Consider the following 17716-nt stretch of genomic DNA (forward strand, 5'->3'; position numbering starts at 1 on the left):
TACGCAGACCGGGTCCAGCACGGAACACCCCGCCCCACCAACAATGGCAAGCCGCCCCCAAGGACAGCTATCTTGTCGTCCCGGCGCTCGCCCGGTAACGCGGGCGGCCATGCAGTATCACAGCACCCGCGGCGCCGCGCCCTTGCTGGGCTTTCGCGACGTCACCCTCACCGGCCTCGCCAGCGACGGCGGCCTCTACGTCCCGACCGAGTGGCCGCGCTTCTCGGCCGAGGACATCGCCGCGATGCGCGGCCTCTCCTATGTCGAGACGGCGGTGCGCGTCATGCTGCCCTTCGTCACGCCGGACCTCAGCGAAGACGAGCTTCGCCAGCTCTGCACCCAGGCCTATGGCCGCTTCTCGCACGCGGCGGTGACCCCGCTCGTCCAGCTCGACCAGCAGCACTGGCTGCTCGAGCTGTTCCACGGGCCGACGCTCGCGTTCAAGGACGTCGCGCTCCAGCTGCTCGGCCTGCTGTTCGAGAAGTTCCTGAGCGGCACCAACCAGCACCTCACCATCGTCGGCGCGACCTCCGGCGACACCGGCAGCGCCGCGATCGACGCCGTCGCCGGGCGCATCGGCGTCGACATCTTCATGCTGCACCCGCAGGGCCGCGTGTCGGACGTCCAGCGCCGCCAGATGACCACGGTGCTCGCCCCCAACGTCCACAACATCGCGATCGACGGCAGCTTCGACGATGCCCAGGCGCTGGTGAAGGCGATGTTCAACGATGCGGACTTCTCGGGCCGCTTCCAGCTGAGCGCGGTCAACTCGATCAACTGGGCCCGGCTGATGGCGCAGGTGGTGTATTATTTCTACGCCGCCGTCCGCCTCGGCGCGCCCGAGCGGGCCGTGGCCTTTTCGGTGCCCACCGGCAATTTCGGCGACGTGTTCGCCGGCTATGTCGCCGCGCGCATGGGCCTGCCCGTGGCCAAGCTGGTGGTGGCGACCAACGTCAACGACATTCTCCACCGCGCGCTCTCCGCCGGCGACTATTCGGCGGGCACCGTCACCCCCACCGCCGCGCCGTCGATGGACATCCAGGTCAGCTCGAACTTCGAACGGCTGCTCGCCGACCTCGCCGGTGCGCCGATCGCGGACCAGATGCGCGGCTTCGAGGCGACCAAGGCGATGCAACTCACCAACGCCCAGCGCGAAGGTGCCTCCCAGCTGTTCACCAGCGACGCGATCGATGCCGACGGCATGAACGAGGCGATGCGCTGGGCCTGTGCCGAAGCCGGCCAGGTGATCGATCCGCACACCGCGATCGGCCTCGCCGCCGCCCAGCGCGCCGGCCTTGCGGTGGACGTGCCGGTGGTCACCCTCGCCACCGCCCATCCCGCCAAGTTCCGCGACGCGGTCGAGCGCGCCACCGGCATGCGCCCGAATGTGCCAGGCCGCATCGGCGACCTGTTCGATCGCCAGGAGCGTTACGTCGCCCTCCCCGCCACCTTCGACGCGATCACCGGCTATATCGCCGAGCGGGCCCACGCCCGCCCATGAAGCTCGTCACCCTCACCGGTGCGCCATGGGCCGATTACGGGCTGATCGATTCGGGCCATGGGCGCAAGCTCGAGCGCTACGGCGCCTATCGCTTCATCCGCCCCGAGCCCCAGGCGATGTGGGCGCCGGCCTCGGCCGACTGGGACGCGCATGCCGAATTCGTCCCCGGCTCCGACGAGGATGGCGGCGGCCGCTGGGAGTATCTCAAGCCGACGCCGCGCGAAGGCTGGCCGCTGGCGTGGCGCGAGGTGCGCTTCACCGCACAGACCACGCCCTTCCGCCACCTCGGCTTCTTCCCGGACATGGCGCCGGTATGGGACTGGATGCGCGGCCGCATCGACGGGATGGCCGATCCCGAATGCATGAACCTGTTCGGCTATACCGGGGTCGGCTCGCTGGCACTGGCGGCGGCGGGCGCCAAGGTGACCCATGTCGACGCCTCCAAGAAATCGGTGATGGAGGGCAAGGCCAACGCCCAGCTCTCCGGCATGGCCGACAAGCCGATCCGCTGGATGATCGACGACGCGATGAAATTCACCGCGCGCGAGGTACGCCGGGGGCGCCGCTATGACGGCATCATCCTCGATCCGCCCAAATGGGGCCGCGGGCCCAATGGCGAAGTGTGGAAGCTGGAAGAGGGCCTGCCGTCGCTGATCGACGACGTGGCCAAGCTGCTGGATGCGAATTCGCGCTTCCTGTTCCTGACGGTCTATGCGGTGCGCATGTCGGCGCTGGCGATCGGCGAACTGGTCCGCCAGGCGATGGCGGACAAGGGGGGTGTCGTGGAAGCGGGCGAGCTGACGGTGCGGGAGGAGGCACGCGGGCTGGAGCTGCCGACGGCGATTTTTGCGCGGTGGAGTAGGTAGTGAAGCCCCTTCAAATTAGGCCTTAAGCCGAAGCAAGCTAGGCTCGCGCGCCTCCTGCATATCCATTTGACGGAAAAGATTAATTCCGAATAACACTTGTCGGTGGTCACTTTGGGGACATCGATGACTGACCGCCGCCCCCCCCAAACATGTACACACCTGCCGCCGCCTCGCCGGCAAAATGTCAGCCACCATTGCCGCAGCGCATCTGATCCCTATATGTTCCTAGCTGACATCCACACGGCAACCGCTCTTTGAACCTACCGGGAACCCATCGCGAAAATGCACCGCGTGTTTCCCGTGTGAACTTAGCGAATCGCGCACGAGCCTAAACTTCGTAAACTTAGGGACGCCGCAACCCTACCTCCACACCCGTCATCCCGGCGAAAGCCGGGATCTATTGGGGTCACCGTTCCAGCTCCAGCGCCGACGGAGGGGCGAATGGATCCCGACTTTCGTCGGGATGACGCCCAAAGAATGGAGAAGAGGAAAAAACCGCCAGCTCAGCCGGCAAGCACGCCCAGCCGCACCAGCTCGGCGCGGAACGCCTCGGCGCCGGTGAACACCACGCCGTGGATACCCTGCGCCCGCGCCGCGTCCACATTCGCCGGCAGATCGTCGACGAACACCGCGTCCGGGCCAGCCAAGCCGAATCGCTCCAGTGCCAGCGCGTAGATGGCGGGATCGGGCTTCACCAGCTTCTCGTCGCCCGAGACGACGATGTCCTGGAAGCGGCCGAACAGCCAGTCGACCTGCGGCATCCAGGCCCGCCAGAACTCGCCGGAAAAGTTGGTGATGCCGTACAGCGGCACGCCCGCCGAATCGAGTTCCTCGACCAGCGCGACCATATCGGGAAAGGCGGGCCCCAGCTGCTCGGCAAAGCGCGGCCCCCAGAGCGCGATCTTGTCGGCATGCTCGGGGTACAGCGCGATCAGCTCCGCCGAGGTCTCGGCGAAGGGGCGGCCAGCGTCATGCTGGAAATGCCATTCCTTGGTGACGACCTGCGACAGAAACGCGTCGAGCGCCTGCTCGTTGTCGAACAGGCGCTCGTACAAACGCCGCGGTTCCCAAGGGAAAAGAACGTTGCCGACGTCGAAGATGACGGCGTGCGGCGCAGTCCCCACGTATGGGCTCAGCCCTGACGTGCCTTGAAACGCTTCTGCGTCTTGTTGATCACGTAGATCCGGCCACGGCGGCGGATCACGCGGTTGTCGCGGTGCCGCCCCTTGAGCGACTTCAATGAATTGACGATCTTCATGACCGATTCGCTTCTCAAATTATCTGGAATGCCGGAAAGAGCGGCTCGCCTATAAGCGCAGGGGCGGGAAGTCAAGGCCGCGTGTGCCCCCATGCGGCCGATATGCAGCCGATCGCGCGTGCCGAACGTTCCATCCCCGGGCGCACGCGCAAATCTCCTCGACCCGGCGCCGGGCGGCGGGATAGACCCGATACGCCCACGAAACAGGAGTGCGTGTTCGTGAATCAGTATCTGCGTCTTGCCCTGCTCGCCACCATGCCCGCGCTCGCCGCCGGCTGCACCGCCACCGGCGCTCGCCCGCCGATCGACGTTACCCGCTATCACCTGAGCGAGCCGTTCGAGCGCACCACCGTTACCGTGATGCCGATGTCCGGCGCGATGGACGTCACCCCGGAATTCCGCGCCTATGCCGATGCGGTGCAGGCGGAGCTGAGCAAGCTGGGCTATGTCCCCGCCACCAGCGATCGCCCGGCCGGCTATGTCGCCTCGGTGTCGTTCACCCGCAGCTCGCGCGGGGTGGTGCGCGAGCCGTCGCCGGTCTCGATCGGCCTGGGCGGCGGCAGCTTCGGCGGCGGTCGGGGCGGCGGCGTCGGTGTGGGCGGCAGCTTCTCCTTCGGCCTCGGCAAGCGCAAGCAGAACGAGATCCTGGTCTCGCAGCTCTGGGTGCAGCTGCGCCGCCGCGCCGGCGAGAACGTGATCTGGGAGGGCCGCGCCGAGACCACCGGCGTCGGCCTCCGCGACAACCAGCCCGCCGCCACCGCCCAGCGCCTCGCCGCTGCGCTGTTCAAGGACTTCCCCGGCGAGTCCGGTATCACTACGACGGTGAAATGAGCATCCAGATCAGCGCCGCGTTCGACAGCGGCAACATCCGCGTGGTCGCCATCGAAGGCGACCGGGTCGACTGCGAGATCGTCCTCGATCACCAGTCGGACTTCTTCCAGTGGTTCCACTTCCGCGTCGCCGGCGCGAAGGGGCGGACGCTGAATTTCCGCATCCTCAATGCGGGCAGCTCGGCCTATCCGTTCGGCTGGCCGGGCTACAAGGCGCGCTGGTCGGCCGACCGCGAATCGTGGCGGATGGCGGAGACGGAGTATGCCGGCGGCATCCTCAGCTTCACCCATCATTTCCAGACCGACCTCACCTGGTTCGCCTATTTCGCGCCCTATTCGATGGAGCGGCACCACGACCTGGTCAGCCGGATCGCGCTGCAGGACGGCGTGACCCACCGCCAGCTGGGCACCACGCTGGACGGCCAGCCGATCGATTGCCTCAGCATGGGCGAGGGTCCCAAGCAGGTCTGGCTCTATGCCCGCCAGCATCCGGGCGAGAGCATGGCCGAATGGTGGATGGAAGGCGCGCTCGAGTTCCTCACCGACGCGGACAATGCGGTGGCGCAGGCGCTGCGCAGCAAGGCGACCTTCCACTGCGTGCCCAACATGAACCCGGACGGCTCGCGGCGCGGCCATCTGCGCACCAATGCGGCGGGGGTGAACCTCAACCGCGAATGGCACACCCCCACGCCGGAGCGCAGCCCGGAAGTGCTGGCGGTGCGCAACCGGATGGACGAGACCGGCGTGACCTTCGCCATGGACGTCCATGGCGACGAGGCGATCCCCGCCAACTTCCTCGCCGGCTTCGAGGGCATTCCGAGCTGGACCGACGCACTCGGCGAAAAATTCTACGAGTTCGGCCGACGTCTCGCGGCACACACCCCCGATTTCCAGACCGAGCTCGGCTATGACAAGTCGCCCCCGGGCAAGGCCAACCTCGCCATGTCGACCAACCAGCTCGCCGAGCGGTTCGGCGCGGTGTCGATGACGCTGGAAATGCCGTTCAAGGACCATGACGCGAACGCCGATCCCGAATTCGGCTGGTCACCGATCCGCAGCAAGCTGCTCGCCCATGCCTGCCTCGAGACGCTGGCGGGGATGATCGACACGCTGTGATCACGATCCGGGAAGGCGGGCTGGACGACGCTCAGGTGCAGGATCTCCTGCGCCTGCACGCCTCGGGCATGCTCGCCAACTCGCCCGCCGAGAGCTGCCACTTTCTCGACCTGTCGGGCCTCCAGGCGGCGGACGTCAGCTTCTGGAGCGCCTGGGCGGGCGAGGCGCTGCTCGGCATGGGCGCGCTCAAGCAGTTGGACGCGATCCATGGCGAAGTGAAGTCGATGCGCACCGTGCCGGCGTATCTCGGCAAGGGCGTGGGCGCGGCGTTGCTGGAGCATATCCTCGCCACCGCCCGCGCGCGCGGCCTCCAGCGGCTCAGCCTGGAGACCGGCACCGCGCCTGCGTTCGAACCGGCAATCCGGCTCTACACCCGCTACGGCTTCGTTCCCTGCCCGGCCTTCGGCGACTATCCCAAGGACGATCCCAACAGCCGGTTCCTGACGCGGGCGCTGTAAGCGCACTACCCGCTCCCGGAGCGAGGTCCGCAGATCCAGCTGCCGCGCGGCATGACATGTTTCCACCATGCCGATTCGCCCCGCCCTCGCCCTGCTGGTGCTGGTCGCCACCCCGCGCCTATCTGCCTGCGGGAACGAGGTCGTGCCGAGCAGCGCAGCGTCACGGTCGATGGGGACTGTGTGGTCGCACTCGGGACCGAGCGCAGCCGCATTCATGCCACCCGCGTCGTCAGCACCTGCTCCACCGAACCAGAAGATAATCGTCGCACGCATTAGGTGATCGAGCGGGAACTGCTGTAACCAGACGCCTTTCCGAGCGGACTTGGCAAGCCGGTGCGCCGGACGCGCAAGCGACAACATGGGACAGAGTCGCCATGACACTGGACGACCTCGGATCACGGATCTGCGTTCTGGGCCCCTCGAACAGCGGCAAGTCCACGCTGGCCGTCGCGATCGCCGCCGCGCGCGGGCTGGAGGCGATCCATCTCGACCAGCTCCACCATCTGCCCCATACCGATTGGGTGCCCCGCCCGGCCGACGATTTCGCCGCCCTGCACGACATGGCGATCCTCGGCGACAGCTGGGTGATCGAGGGCAACTATACCCGGCTGCTGCCGCAACGCCTGGCGCGGGCCACCGGCGTACTGCTGCTCGACGTGCCGACCTCGGTCAGCCTGTATCGCTATGTGCGGCGCTGCTGGTTCGAACGCCAACGGCACGGCGCGCTCGCCGGCGGGCGGGACAGCGTGAAATGGGCGATGCTCCACCACATCCTGTTCGCCACCCGCGCTAATCGTGTGCGGTACCGTCGAATCTTCGACGATGTCGCGCTGCCCAAGGTCCTGCTCGTCTCGACCCGCGCGATCACCGACTTCTACCGCAAGAACGACCTGCGCCGCTAAGGCCGCCGTCCGGACGAAAGAACGCGCGTCCGCCGCCGCCTCAAGCGAACAGCGACAGCGCCCCGCTCTCCAGCGCTTCCGGGATCGGCAGCCGCTCGCCGCTATCATGCTGGTGGGTGGTGGGTTCGGGCACCAGGTTCCACGGCGTCACCACCGCGTCGCACCAGGCAGTGAACAGGCCCGAGGACCAAGCCCGCAGGTTCTCTTCCGCGTCGGGCAGCGTGCCCCCCATGAGGTTCGGTTGTCGTTGCATCGTCATCTTCCCGCTCCCTGTCAGCGTGGTCGATCCCGCACTCCCCCGAGTCCCTGTGCAGCATAGCCCAAAAAGTCCGGGAATGCACGGTACTGCAATCGTTTAGCCCGCGCCCATGCCCGCCGCGAAGGCGATTCTAAGCGCCTCGGAAAGGCTCTTCGCACCAAGCTTCGCCATCACGTTTGCGCGGTGCACTTCCACCGTCCGCGCCGAGATGCCGAGGTCATAGGCGATGGTCTTGTTCGGATAGCCCTGGGCCAGCCCTTCCAGCACCTCGCGCTCGCGCACGGTCAGCGCACCGAGCAGCGTTTCGGCATCGGCGGCGCGCGTCTTGACGTCCTCGGCGGCCTCCAGCCGCTCGAAGCCGCGGTTGATCGCGTCGATCAGCGCGCGGCTCTCCATCGGCTTTTCGAGAAAGTCGACCGCGCCGGCCTTCATCGCCTTCACCGCCAGCGAAACGTCGCCATGCCCGGTCAGCACGATCACCGGCAGCGCGATGCCGCGCGCGTGCAGTTCCCGCTGGACCTCCAAGCCGTCCATCTCGGGCATACGCACGTCGAGCAGCACGCAGCCGGGCTCGACATGCCGCGCCTCCTTGAGAAACGCGACGCCCGAGGGCCAGGTCTGCACCGCGAAGCCCGAGGTCTTGAGCATGAAGCTGGCGGAGCGGCGGACACCATCCTCGTCGTCGACGATATGGACGAGGCGCTTGTCGGTCACGGGGTCGTTCCTTCTTCTACATGGACGAGGGTGAAGTGGAAGGCGCTGCCGCCGCCCTCGCGCGGCTCCAGCCAGATGCGGCCGCCATTGGCCTCGACGATGGTGCGGCAGATCGACAGGCCAAGGCCCATCCCATCCGTTTTGGTGCTGTGGAAGGCGCGGAACAGGTCCTCCGCCACCTCGGCAGCGACGCCGGGGCCGGTATCGGCCACCGTCACTCGCACGAATGCCGACGATTCCAGACGGCTGGAAACGGTCAGCCGCCGCTCGGGCGAGTCAGCCATCGCCTCGATCGCGTTGCGCATCAGGTTGATCAGCACCTGCTGGATCTGGATGCGATCGACCAGTACCGGCCCGGCGGCGGGATCGAACAGGAACTCCGCGACGACGCCCTTCTCGCGCGCGCCGATCAGCGCGAGCTTGCAGGCCTCGTCGACCAGATCGGGGATCTGCTCGACGCTCTTCTCCACCTCGCCGCGGGCGACGAATTCGCGGAGGCGGCGGACGATGGTGCCGGCGCGCAGTGCCTCCTGCGCGGTATCGTCGAGCGCCTCGCGGATCACTGGCAGGTCTTGCGGGTCGCCGGCGTCGATGAGGTTGGAGACGCCGCGGACATAGTTCACCACCGCGGTGATCGGCTGGTTGAGCTCGTGCGCCAGCGTCGAGGCCATGGTGCCCATCGCGCTCACCCGCGCCGCATGGATCAGGCCGGAGCGCAGTTCCTCGATGCGCTGCTCGGCGCGCTGCTTGTCGCTCAGATCGCGGATGAAGCCGGTGAACACGCGCTCGCCCTCGGTCATCGCCTCGCCGACCGACAGCTCGATCGGGAAGGTCGATCCGTCGCGCCGCCGCCCGGTGACAGTGCGGCCGGTACCGATGATCCGCCGTTCGCCGGTTTCCAGATAGCGGCGGATATAGCCATCATGCTCGCGGTCATCGCCCATGGGCATCAGCAGGCTGACATTCGCGCCGACCACCTCGTCCTCGGCATAGCCGAACATCCGCTCGGCAGCGGCGCTGAACGAGACGATGTTGCCACGCTCGTCGATGATCACCATCGCGTCGAGCACGGTCGCGAGAATCGAACGGAGATGATTGGCGGCGGCGGTCGCCTGGCGCTCGCTGGCGCGCTGCTCGGTGATGTCGCGGATCACCTTGCCGAAGCCGCGCAGCCGCCCGTCGGGGCCGCGCAACGGGGTGATCAGCACCTGGGCGAGGAACTCGCTGCCGTCCTTGCGGAGGCGCCAGTCCTCCTCCTCCAGCTTGCCGTCGCGCAGTGCGGCGTCGAGGTCGGCGCGGGGCTTGCCGGCGGCGACGGCGGAGGCCGGGTAGAACAGCCCCATGTCGCGGCCGAGCACCTCGTCCTCGCGCCAGCCCTTCAGCCGCTCGGCACCTTCGTTCCAGAAGGAGACGCGGCCCTTGGGATCGACGGTGTAGATCGCGTAGCCGACCGCGCCGTCGATCAGCAGGTTGAGTTCGGCAGCAAGCTCGTCGGCGCGATCGGCCCGCCTTCGGGCATCGGCTTCCTCGGCGCGCAGCCGGCGGCGCAGCGCACGACTGTATGAGGCGAGCAGCAGGATCGCCGCCGCCCAGGCGAGCAGTACGCCTACAAGGACATAGCGCTCGCCGCGCGAGACCAGCGGCGCGAGGGCGAGCCCGGAAACCAGCAGCAGCAGCGTCGCCAGCGCCTCGGGCACGCGTTGCCGCATCCGATCGCCCAGCGTCGGGCGCACCGGTGTATCGAAGTACGGCAACGGGAAGTTCATCGCGCCAGCGCGCCGAGCAGCTCGAGTCGGCCCACCGGCTTCTTCACCACGCTGGCGAAGCCGGCGGCGCGGGCTTCCGCGTCGAGCTCGGCATGGCTCTGCCCGATCAGGATCGCGCGCCCCGCCCAGCCGCGCGTGACGAGCTGGCGCAGCAGATGGATCGCATCGCCATCGGACAATTCGCGCGCGATCAGCAGCGTGCGGATCTGGTCGAGCGTCGTCTCGGCCATCGCCGCGGCGGCGGAGGCGAAGGCGCGCACGTCCATCCCGCAGCCTTGCAGCAGCAATTGCAGCGCGCGTCGCGACTCATCCTGCGAATCGACCAGCAGCACGCGCTCGCGAGGGCTTCGGCTCGGCATGGGGACGCCCTCCTTCATGCGCGCACCGGGGGCGGCGTGAGGGGAAAAGCAAGGCAGACGCTAAAACGCATGGGGCCAAAATATGTGGCCCCGATCTTCGACGTCATGCGGATTGGTACGTATGGAAATGCGCGTCAGCGCGAATAGCGCTCCTCGGCCCAGGGATCGCCGCGCAGATGATAGCCGTTCACTTCCCAGAAGCCCGGCCGGTCGCGGCCGATCACTTCGATACGCGCAATCCACTTCGCGCTCTTCCAGAAATAGAGGTGCGGCACCACCAGCCGCGCCGGGCCGCCATGATCGCGGGCGAGCGGCTTGCCCTCCCAGCGATGCGCGATCAGCGCGTCGGGCGCGGCGAAATCGGCGAGCAGCAGGTTGGTGGTATAGCCGTCATAGCCGTGGAGCATCACCGCCTCGGCTTCGGCGCGCGGTTCGACCATCTCCAGTAGCCGTGCGGTGGCGATGCCCGCCCAGCGATTGTCGTAGCGCGACCAGCTGGTGACGCAGTGGATGTCGCTCACCCGTTCGTCGGTGGCGAGGGATTCGAACGCCGCCCAGTCGAGCGTCAGCGGTCGGGCGACCATGCCGTCGATGGTCAGCCGCCAGCGCTCGGGCCGCACCTCGGGCTGGCGACCGAGATCGAGCACCGGCCAGTTGGTGACGAGGTGCTGGCCCGGCGGCAGCCGCTCGGCCTCCGGGCGCGCGGTGCGCCCGGTGAGGAACTTGCCCGCCTCTGCCCAGGCGCGCTTGGAACGGGTGAGCTTGCTGTCCTCGTCCATCGGCGGCTCCCTGGTCAGACCGGCTTCCGCTCGCCGGCGATGGTCGGCAATAGCTCGGAGACGGTGGGGTGGATATGCACCGCGTGCGCCAGGTCGGTCGCCGTGCCCTGCTTGACCATCAGGTCGAGCACGCCGTGGATCGCCTCGTCGCCGTTGGTGCCGAGGATCGCGCCGCCGAGGATCCGGCCGCTGTCCGCATCGCTCACCAGCTTCATGAAGCCGAGCGACTCGTCCTTCTCCACCGCGCGGCCGACCCGCGTCATCGCCCGCCGCCCGACCTCGATGCGGTGGCCGGCCTGCCTGGCCTCCGCCTCGCCCATGCCGACGCGACCGAGCGGCGGATCGATGTAGAGCGCATAGGCCGGGATCCGATCGGTCACCTTGCGGTCGGCGCCGTCGAGCAGATTGTCGGCGACGATCTCGAAGTCGTTGTACGCAGTATGGGTGAAGGCGCCGCGGCCGTTGCAGTCGCCCATCGCCCAGATACCCGGCGCGGTGGTGCGCAACTGATCGTCGACGCGGATATAGCCCCGCGCATCGGTCTCCACGCCCGCTGCCGCAAGGCCGAGGTCATCGGTATTGGGCGTGCGCCCTACGGCGAGCAGCACATGACTGCCCAGCACCTCGGGGCTGCCGTCCTGGCAGTCGACGCCGACCAGCACGTCTTCCCCCTGCGCGGCGAAGCGGATGCACTCCGCACCGGTACGCACGGCGATGCCTTCGCCCTCCAGAATGTCGCGCACCGCGTCCGAAATCTCGGGATCCTCGCGGCCGATCAGCTTCGGGCCCTTCTCGACGATCGTCACCTCGGCACCGAAGCGGCGGAACATCTGGCCGAACTCCAGCCCGATATAGCTGCCGCCGACCACCACCAGATGCCGCGGCACCGCGTCCAGCTTCAGGATCGTGCTGTTGGTGAGGAACGACACGTCGTCGACGCCGGGCATGTCCGGCACCAACGCGCGACCGCCGACATTGAGGAAGATGCGCTCGGCCTCCAGCACCTCGCCTGCGACCACCACGCGGGTCGGCGACTGGAAGCGGGCATGGCCGAAGAACAGCGTGCAGTTCGCCATGCCGTCGATCCATCCGCGCAGCGACGCGCGCGAATCGGCGGAGATCTTGTCGGCCCGCGCCCGCACCTTGGCGAAGTCGATGCCGATTTCGCCGCCAATCGTCACGCCGAAATCGGCGGCCCGCCTGGCCATATGCGCGGCATAGGCGCTGGCGACCCAGGTCTTGGTCGGCTTGCAGCCAGTGTTGACGCAGGTGCCGCCGAGAAGGTGGCGCTCGATCAACGCCACGGACATGCCCGCCTCGCTCAGCCGCCCGGCCAGCGGCGTCCCGGCCTGCCCTGCGCCGATGACGATGGCGTCGAACTTGCGGCTCACAGCGATGCCACGGCGAAGGCGCCGATGCCGATCGCGGCGAGATCCTCGATCAGCGCGGCGGGCAGGTCGGCGCCGAACGCGCGGAACATCGCCATCCGCGCCGCATAGCCGCCGAACGTGCCGATCACCGCGCCCAGCACCCCGGCGACGAGGCACAGCGGCAGCGAGCTGGCCGCCAGCCCGATCGCCGCGCCGCACAGCGCGCCGGACACCAGCCGCGCGATGAAGCCCGGTGGCGACTTGCGGCTCGGCGTCGTCGGCAGCGTGTCCGCGACATATTCGCCGATCGCCAGCGCGGTGAAGATCCACGGCGTGCCCCACCAGCCCAGCCAGGCGAGCCAGGTGCCGTCGAGCGACAACCAGCCGGCATAGGCGGCCCAGGCGGTGGCCATCGGCGCGGTCATGGTGCGCATGCCGGCGACGACGCCGATCAGCAGCGCTAGGACGAGGGGCGGCATCAGCAGGTCTCCCATAAGCGGAACGACAGGAGCGCCTTTTGCGGCGCGCGCGCAACTGGACTTGGGTATGGTTACGCCGCCAACGAAACGAACGGCGACGGGTTGCAAGCGGCCACCGATTGATCGATCAGGCAGCCCAACCAAGCCCTACAGGAGAACCCGGCCATGAAGACCCGCGCCGCCGTCGCCTTCGAAGCGAAGAAGCCGCTGGAGATCGTCGAACTCGATCTGGAAGGCCCCAAGGCGGGCGAAGTGCTGGTCGAGATCATGGCCACCGGCATCTGCCACACCGATGCCTACACGCTCGACGGCCTCGATTCGGAAGGCATCTTCCCCTCGGTGCTCGGCCATGAAGGCGCCGGCATCGTCCGCGAGGTCGGCGCCGGCGTCACCAGCGTGAAGCCGGGCGACCATGTGATCCCGCTCTACACGCCGGAATGCCGCCAGTGTAAGTCGTGCCTCTCGGGCAAGACCAATCTGTGCACCGCGATCCGCGCCACCCAGGGCAAGGGCCTTATGCCGGACGGCACCACCCGGTTCAGCTACAAGGGCCAGCCGATCTTCCACTATATGGGCTGCTCGACCTTCTCGAACTTCACCGTGCTGCCCGAGATCGCGGTGGCGAAGATCCGCGAGGACGCCCCCTTCCAGACCAGCTGCTATATCGGTTGCGGCGTCACCACCGGCGTCGGCGCGGTGGTCAACACCGCCAAGGTGCAGGTGGGCGAGACGGTCGTGGTGTTCGGCCTGGGCGGCATCGGCCTCAACGTGATCCAGGGCGCCCGGCTGGCGGGTGCGGCCCAGATCATCGGCATCGACGTCAATCCGGACCGCGAGGCATGGGGCCGCAAGTTCGGCATGACCCACTTCCTCAACACCAAGGGCATGTCGCGCGAGCAGATCGTCGCCAAGGTGGTCGAGCTGACCGACGGCGGCGCCGACTACAGCTTCGACGCGACCGGCAATACCGAAGTGATGCGCACCGCGCTCGAATGCTGCCATCGCGGCTGGGGCGAATCGATCATCATCGGCGTGGCAGAGGCGGGCAAGGAAATCAGCACCCGCCCGTTCCAGCTGGTCACCGGCCGCGTCTGGAAGGGCACCGCGTTCGGTGGCGCCAAGGGCCGGACCGACGTGCCGAAGATCGTCGACTGGTACATGAACGGCAAGATCGCCATCGACCCGATGATCACCCATGTGCTCACGCTGGAAGAGATCAACAAGGGCTTCGACCTGATGCATGCGGGCGAGAGCATCCGCAGCGTCGTCGTGTATTAAGAGGAGAGAAAAGCATGTTCACCCATGTGATGCTCGGCGCCGACGATATCGACGCCGCCAAGGCTTTTTACGACGCGACGCTGGGCGTGCTCGGCGTGGGCGAAGGCGTGATCGATGAATGGGGCCGGATCATCTATGCGCATGACGGCGGCCGCCTGCTGATCACCAAGCCGATCAACGGCGAGCCGGCGAGCTGCGCCAATGGCGGCACGATCGGCTTTCGCGCCGCCTCGACCGATCTGGTCGATGCCTGGCAGGCGGCGGGCGTCGCACAGGGCGGCACGGTGATCGAGGATCCGGCAGGCATCCGCAACGCTACCGGCGGGCGCAAGCTCTACCTCGCCTATCTGCGCGATCCGTCCGGCAACAAGCTCTGCGCCGTGCATCCCGTCGCGCGCGGATAACGACGCCACGATTCTTTGGGGGCACGGATGGTCGGCACATCGGAGAGTTGGATCCTCACGCTCACCTGCGCCGATCGCGTTGGCATCGTCGCGGGGGTCAGCGGCTTCCTTGCCGAGCGTGACGGCTTCATCCTCGACAGCCAGCAATATGCAGATCTGGAGACGGGGCGCTTCTTCCTGCGCCTTGTCTTCCAGTCCGGTGGCCCGCGCTTTCCGGACGGCGAATCACTCCGCGCCGACTTCACCCCGCTTGCCGAGCGGCTGGAGCTGGACTGGTCGCTCACCCCCAGCACCGTGCGCCCGCGCATGGTCGTCGCGGTGTCGAAAGGATCGCACTGCCTCGCCGACCTGCTCCACCGCCGGGCGAGCAACGCGCTGGCGGCGGACATCGTCGCCATCGTCTCCAACCATGAGACCTTGCGCGGGCTGGCCGAATGGCACGGCGTGCCGTTCCATCACCTGCCGGTCAACGACGCCAACCGCGCCGAGCAGGAAGCCGCGATCCTCGCGCTGATGGCCGGGGCCCAGGCCGACTATCTGGTGCTGGCGCGCTACATGCAGGTGCTGACGCCCGCGCTCACCGCGGCGCTGGCGGGGCGCTGCATCAACATCCATCACAGCTTTCTGCCGGGCTTCAAGGGTGCCCAGCCCTATCACCGTGCCCATGCGCGCGGCGTGAAGCTGATCGGCGCGACCGCGCACTTCGTCACTTCCGACCTCGACGAAGGGCCAATCCTCGAACAGGCGGTCGAGCGAGTCGATCACCGCGCGACGGTGGACGACCTGATCCGCATCGGCCGCGACATCGAAGCCCAGGTCCTCGCCCGCGCCGTGCATGCGGTGGGCGAGCACCGGGTATTTCTCAACCAGGGCAAGACGGTGGTGTTTCAATGAGCTTCGAAACGGTTTCGACCCACAAGGCGTTCGGCGGCGTGCAGGGCGTGTACCGCCATGCCTCCACCGCGACCGGCACGCCGATGACCTTCTCGGTCTATGTGCCGCCGCACGCGGAGGGCACGACGCTGCCGGTGCTCTGGTATCTCTCCGGCCTTACCTGCACCCATGCCAACGTCACCGAGAAGGGCGAGTACCGCCGCGCCTGCGCCGAGGCCGGCGTGATCTTCGTCGCGCCGGACACCTCCCCGCGCGGCGAAGGGGTGATCGACATGCCCGACTACGACTTCGGCCAGGGCGCCGGCTTCTATGTCGATGCCACCGAGGCCCCCTGGGCCTCCCATTTCCACATGCGCAGCTATGTCGAGGACGAACTGCCCGCGCTGCTCGCCGAACACTTCCCGATGGCCGACCTGTCCCGCCAGGGCATTACCGGCCATTCGATGGGCGGGCACGGCGCGCTGACCATCGCCCTGCGCAACCCCGAGCGGTTCCGCAGCGTCTCGGCCTTCGCGCCGATCGTGGCGCCGAGCCAGGTCGCCTGGGGCCGCAAGGCGCTCGGTGGCTATCTTGGCGACAACCCGGCGGCGTGGCGCACCCACGACGCGGTCGCGCTGATCGAGGACGGCGCCCGCCTGCCCGACCTGCTCGTCGACCAGGGCGAGGCCGACACCTTTCTCGCCGAACAGCTGCGCCCGCAGTTGCTCGCCGACGCCTGCGCCGCCGCCGGCATTCCGCTGACGCTGCGGCTCCAGCCCGGCTATGACCACAGCTATTACTTCGTCTCGACCTTTCTTGCCGAGCATGTCGCCTGGCATGCGACGCGGCTGAAAGCGTGATATGAGGCCAGTACACCGGCGGGGCGCGGGGCCTCGCCGAACCATTCGGGGGAGTTTCCCGGCGTGAAGTTCAAGTCGCTGTTCGCCGTCGCCGCCGCACCGCTTGCGCTGCTGTTCAGCCCGCTTGCCTTCGGCCAGGCGGCACCGGCCGCCGCGCCCGCCGTGCAGAGCCGCCCGGCCACGCCGGCGCTGTGGGTGGTGAAGGACGCCGACACCACCATCTATCTGTTCGGCACCGTCCATGTGCTGAAGCCCGACCTGCGCTGGTTCGATTCGGCGGTGAAGGCAGCGTTCGACAAGAGCGACACGCTGGTGCTCGAACTGATCGAGCCCGATCCCGCGACGATGCAGGGCCTGCTCGCCAAGATGGCGGTAGCGCCAGCCGGGTCGAAGCCGATCGCCGAGCAGCTCCCCGCCGACAAGCGCGAGGCCTATCTGAAGGCGATGGCCGATCTGGGCGTGCCCCCGGCCGCGTTCGACCCGCTCCAGCCCTGGATCGCCGGGATCACGCTCAGCGTCGCAGGGCTGCCCAAGCTCGGCTATGATCCGGCGAGCGGCGCGGAAAAGGTGCTGACCACTGCCGCCCGCACCGCCGGCAAGCAGGTGATCGGCCTGGAGACCGCCGAACAGCAGCTCGGCTATTTCGCCGGCATGCCGGCGCGGCTCCAGCTCGCCTTTCTGGGCGCGGCGATCGACGACTATCCCAAGATGGGCGACGAACTGGCCAAGATGATCGATCAATGGGCCGCGGGAGACCCCGAGGCGCTCGGCGCGACGATGAACGAGGGCATGCGCGACACGCCCGAGCTCGCCGGGATCCTGCTGACCGATCGCAATGCGCGCTGGGCGAAATGGATCGAGGCACGGCTCCAAACGCCGGGAACGGTGTTCTTGGCAGTGGGCGCCGGCCATCTGGCGGGTGCCGACAGTGTTCAGGCGTTCCTCGCCAAGGATCGGGTGACAGCGGAGCGCGTCCGCTACTGATCCGCTCGGCGGGGCGCGTTTCCTCTCCGGTGCGGCGCCCCGCTGCATCCCTTTTGGAGCAATTCGAATGGCAACCAACCCCCGTCCCCTGATCGGCCTGCTTGCGGGCGTCACCGCCGGCCTGGTCGCCTCGGCCGCCATGGCCGCGTTCCAGAACCAGGCCAGCAAGCTGATCCCGAAGGAAGATCAGAGCAACGGCGACCCGGCGACGGTGAAGGCCGCCGACGTCGTGGTCGAGGCGGCGACCGGCGACAAGGTGCCGGAGAAGTATCGCGAAGCCTCGGGCCAGGCGGTGCACTATATCGTCGGCGGCGTGCTGGGCGGGATCTACGGGCTGATTACGGAATATCGGCCGGAAGCGGCTTCGGGGTTCGGTGGCGCGTACGGCGTCGTCACCTCGGCGCTGCTCGACGAGGGCGCGGTGCCGGCCCTGGGCCTCGGCAGCGGGCCGAGCGAGACGCCAGCGTCGATCCACGCCTATGGCGCGGCGTCGCACCTCGTCTACGGCATGGTGCTGGAAGGGGTGCGGCGGATCATCGCCGGCGCGCGGTAAGCTCCCGCCCTTGAGGGGCAGGCGATCGTATTTGGACCCTTGTCCCCCTCACCCTTCCCACCGCCTTCGGCGGCGGGCCCCTTCCGTCCCCCACAAGGGGAGAGGGA

Annotated in this window: 21 protein-coding genes; 12 read left to right on the top strand and 9 right to left on the bottom strand. The window is 68.0% G+C overall.

Features of this window, described 5'->3' with window-relative positions; translation table 11 throughout:
* Window positions 1-109: 109 nt before the first annotated feature.
* Together thrC and SAZ01S_RS12500 are read left to right on the top strand one after the other, a co-directional pair.
* Window positions 110-1501 (top strand): threonine synthase, encoded by a 1392-nt coding sequence (gene thrC / locus SAZ01S_RS12495; protein WP_084582600.1) that lies wholly within the window; start codon window positions 110-112, stop codon window positions 1499-1501.
* On the top strand, window positions 1498-2367 hold the full coding sequence (locus SAZ01S_RS12500) for a class I SAM-dependent methyltransferase (protein WP_084582601.1): 870 nt from the start codon (window positions 1498-1500) through the stop codon (window positions 2365-2367). Before thrC ends, SAZ01S_RS12500 begins: the two co-directional genes overlap by 4 nt.
* A 503-nt stretch (window positions 2368-2870) precedes the next feature.
* Here SAZ01S_RS12500 and SAZ01S_RS12505 read toward each other — a convergent pair.
* Together SAZ01S_RS12505 and ykgO are read right to left on the bottom strand one after the other, a co-directional pair.
* Window positions 2871-3491: an HAD family hydrolase gene (locus tag SAZ01S_RS12505; protein WP_084582602.1), complete on the bottom strand. Its 621-nt coding sequence runs from the start codon at window positions 3489-3491 to the stop codon at window positions 2871-2873.
* A gap of 8 nt (window positions 3492-3499) precedes the next feature.
* Window positions 3500-3625, bottom strand: coding sequence for a type B 50S ribosomal protein L36 (ykgO, locus tag SAZ01S_RS12510; RefSeq protein ID WP_010543750.1), 126 nt, complete (start codon window positions 3623-3625; stop codon window positions 3500-3502).
* Between the two features lie 219 nt (window positions 3626-3844).
* On the opposite strand from ykgO, the gene SAZ01S_RS12515 reads away from it, so the two are divergent.
* From SAZ01S_RS12515 to SAZ01S_RS12530, 4 genes are all read left to right on the top strand, one after another.
* Window positions 3845-4456: a DUF4136 domain-containing protein gene (locus tag SAZ01S_RS12515; protein ID WP_245824812.1), complete on the top strand. Its 612-nt coding sequence runs from the start codon at window positions 3845-3847 to the stop codon at window positions 4454-4456.
* A complete protein-coding gene (locus SAZ01S_RS12520) occupies window positions 4453-5571 on the top strand; it encodes a M14 family metallopeptidase (RefSeq protein WP_084582604.1) in 1119 nt (372 codons plus the stop codon). The genes SAZ01S_RS12515 and SAZ01S_RS12520 overlap by 4 nt, the downstream gene beginning before the upstream one ends.
* Window positions 5568-6029, top strand: coding sequence for a GNAT family N-acetyltransferase (locus SAZ01S_RS12525; protein ID WP_084582605.1), 462 nt, complete (start codon window positions 5568-5570; stop codon window positions 6027-6029). Before SAZ01S_RS12520 ends, SAZ01S_RS12525 begins: the two co-directional genes overlap by 4 nt.
* 374 nt (window positions 6030-6403) lie before the next feature.
* Entirely contained in the window at window positions 6404-6931 is a 528-nt protein-coding gene (locus SAZ01S_RS12530) for a P-loop NTPase family protein (protein ID WP_084582606.1), read from the top strand.
* A 40-nt stretch (window positions 6932-6971) separates the two neighbouring features.
* Here the strand turns inward: SAZ01S_RS12530 and SAZ01S_RS12535 are convergent, their stop codons facing one another.
* The 7 genes from SAZ01S_RS12535 to SAZ01S_RS12565 form a co-directional block, all read right to left on the bottom strand.
* Window positions 6972-7190: a hypothetical protein gene (locus SAZ01S_RS12535; protein WP_139810061.1), complete on the bottom strand. Its 219-nt coding sequence runs from the start codon at window positions 7188-7190 to the stop codon at window positions 6972-6974.
* A 96-nt stretch (window positions 7191-7286) separates the two neighbouring features.
* On the bottom strand, window positions 7287-7904 hold the full coding sequence (locus SAZ01S_RS12540; protein ID WP_084582608.1) for a response regulator transcription factor: 618 nt from the start codon (window positions 7902-7904) through the stop codon (window positions 7287-7289).
* On the bottom strand, window positions 7901-9670 hold the full coding sequence (locus SAZ01S_RS12545; protein ID WP_084582609.1) for a PAS domain-containing sensor histidine kinase: 1770 nt from the start codon (window positions 9668-9670) through the stop codon (window positions 7901-7903). Before SAZ01S_RS12545 ends, SAZ01S_RS12540 begins: the two co-directional genes overlap by 4 nt.
* On the bottom strand, window positions 9667-10029 hold the full coding sequence (locus tag SAZ01S_RS12550; protein WP_084582623.1) for a response regulator: 363 nt from the start codon (window positions 10027-10029) through the stop codon (window positions 9667-9669). Before SAZ01S_RS12550 ends, SAZ01S_RS12545 begins: the two co-directional genes overlap by 4 nt.
* 134 nt (window positions 10030-10163) lie before the next feature.
* Complete coding sequence (locus tag SAZ01S_RS12555) at window positions 10164-10808, bottom strand: sulfite oxidase-like oxidoreductase (protein WP_084582610.1); 645 nt, start codon at window positions 10806-10808, stop codon at window positions 10164-10166.
* A 14-nt stretch (window positions 10809-10822) separates the two neighbouring features.
* The gene (locus SAZ01S_RS12560) at window positions 10823-12199 is read right to left on the bottom strand and encodes an FAD-containing oxidoreductase (protein ID WP_084582611.1); all 1377 of its coding nucleotides are present in this window, start codon (window positions 12197-12199) and stop codon (window positions 10823-10825) included.
* Window positions 12196-12657, bottom strand: a complete 462-nt coding sequence (locus SAZ01S_RS12565) for a DUF4126 domain-containing protein (protein ID WP_084582624.1) — start codon at window positions 12655-12657, stop codon at window positions 12196-12198. The genes SAZ01S_RS12560 and SAZ01S_RS12565 overlap by 4 nt, the downstream gene beginning before the upstream one ends.
* Before the next feature lie 165 nt (window positions 12658-12822).
* On the opposite strand from SAZ01S_RS12565, the gene SAZ01S_RS12570 reads away from it, so the two are divergent.
* The 6 genes from SAZ01S_RS12570 (at window position 12823) to SAZ01S_RS12595 (ending at window position 17609) form a co-directional block, all read left to right on the top strand.
* Complete coding sequence (locus tag SAZ01S_RS12570; RefSeq protein ID WP_084582612.1) at window positions 12823-13935, top strand: S-(hydroxymethyl)glutathione dehydrogenase/class III alcohol dehydrogenase; 1113 nt, start codon at window positions 12823-12825, stop codon at window positions 13933-13935.
* Between the two features lie 14 nt (window positions 13936-13949).
* Entirely contained in the window at window positions 13950-14339 is a 390-nt protein-coding gene (locus SAZ01S_RS12575) for a VOC family protein (protein WP_084582613.1), read from the top strand.
* 27 nt (window positions 14340-14366) lie between these two features.
* Window positions 14367-15233, top strand: a complete 867-nt coding sequence (gene purU, locus SAZ01S_RS12580; protein ID WP_084582614.1) for a formyltetrahydrofolate deformylase — start codon at window positions 14367-14369, stop codon at window positions 15231-15233.
* Window positions 15230-16072 (top strand): S-formylglutathione hydrolase, encoded by an 843-nt coding sequence (fghA, locus tag SAZ01S_RS12585; protein ID WP_084582615.1) that lies wholly within the window; start codon window positions 15230-15232, stop codon window positions 16070-16072. Before purU ends, fghA begins: the two co-directional genes overlap by 4 nt.
* A gap of 63 nt (window positions 16073-16135) precedes the next feature.
* Entirely contained in the window at window positions 16136-17056 is a 921-nt protein-coding gene (locus SAZ01S_RS12590; protein WP_084582616.1) for a TraB/GumN family protein, read from the top strand.
* A 67-nt stretch (window positions 17057-17123) separates the two neighbouring features.
* Complete coding sequence (locus tag SAZ01S_RS12595) at window positions 17124-17609, top strand: DUF1440 domain-containing protein (RefSeq protein WP_084582617.1); 486 nt, start codon at window positions 17124-17126, stop codon at window positions 17607-17609.
* The last annotated feature ends 107 nt before the right edge of the window (window positions 17610-17716 follow it).

The organism is Sphingomonas azotifigens NBRC 15497 (assembly GCF_002091475.1).
GTDB lineage: Bacteria > Pseudomonadota > Alphaproteobacteria > Sphingomonadales > Sphingomonadaceae > Sphingomonas > Sphingomonas azotifigens.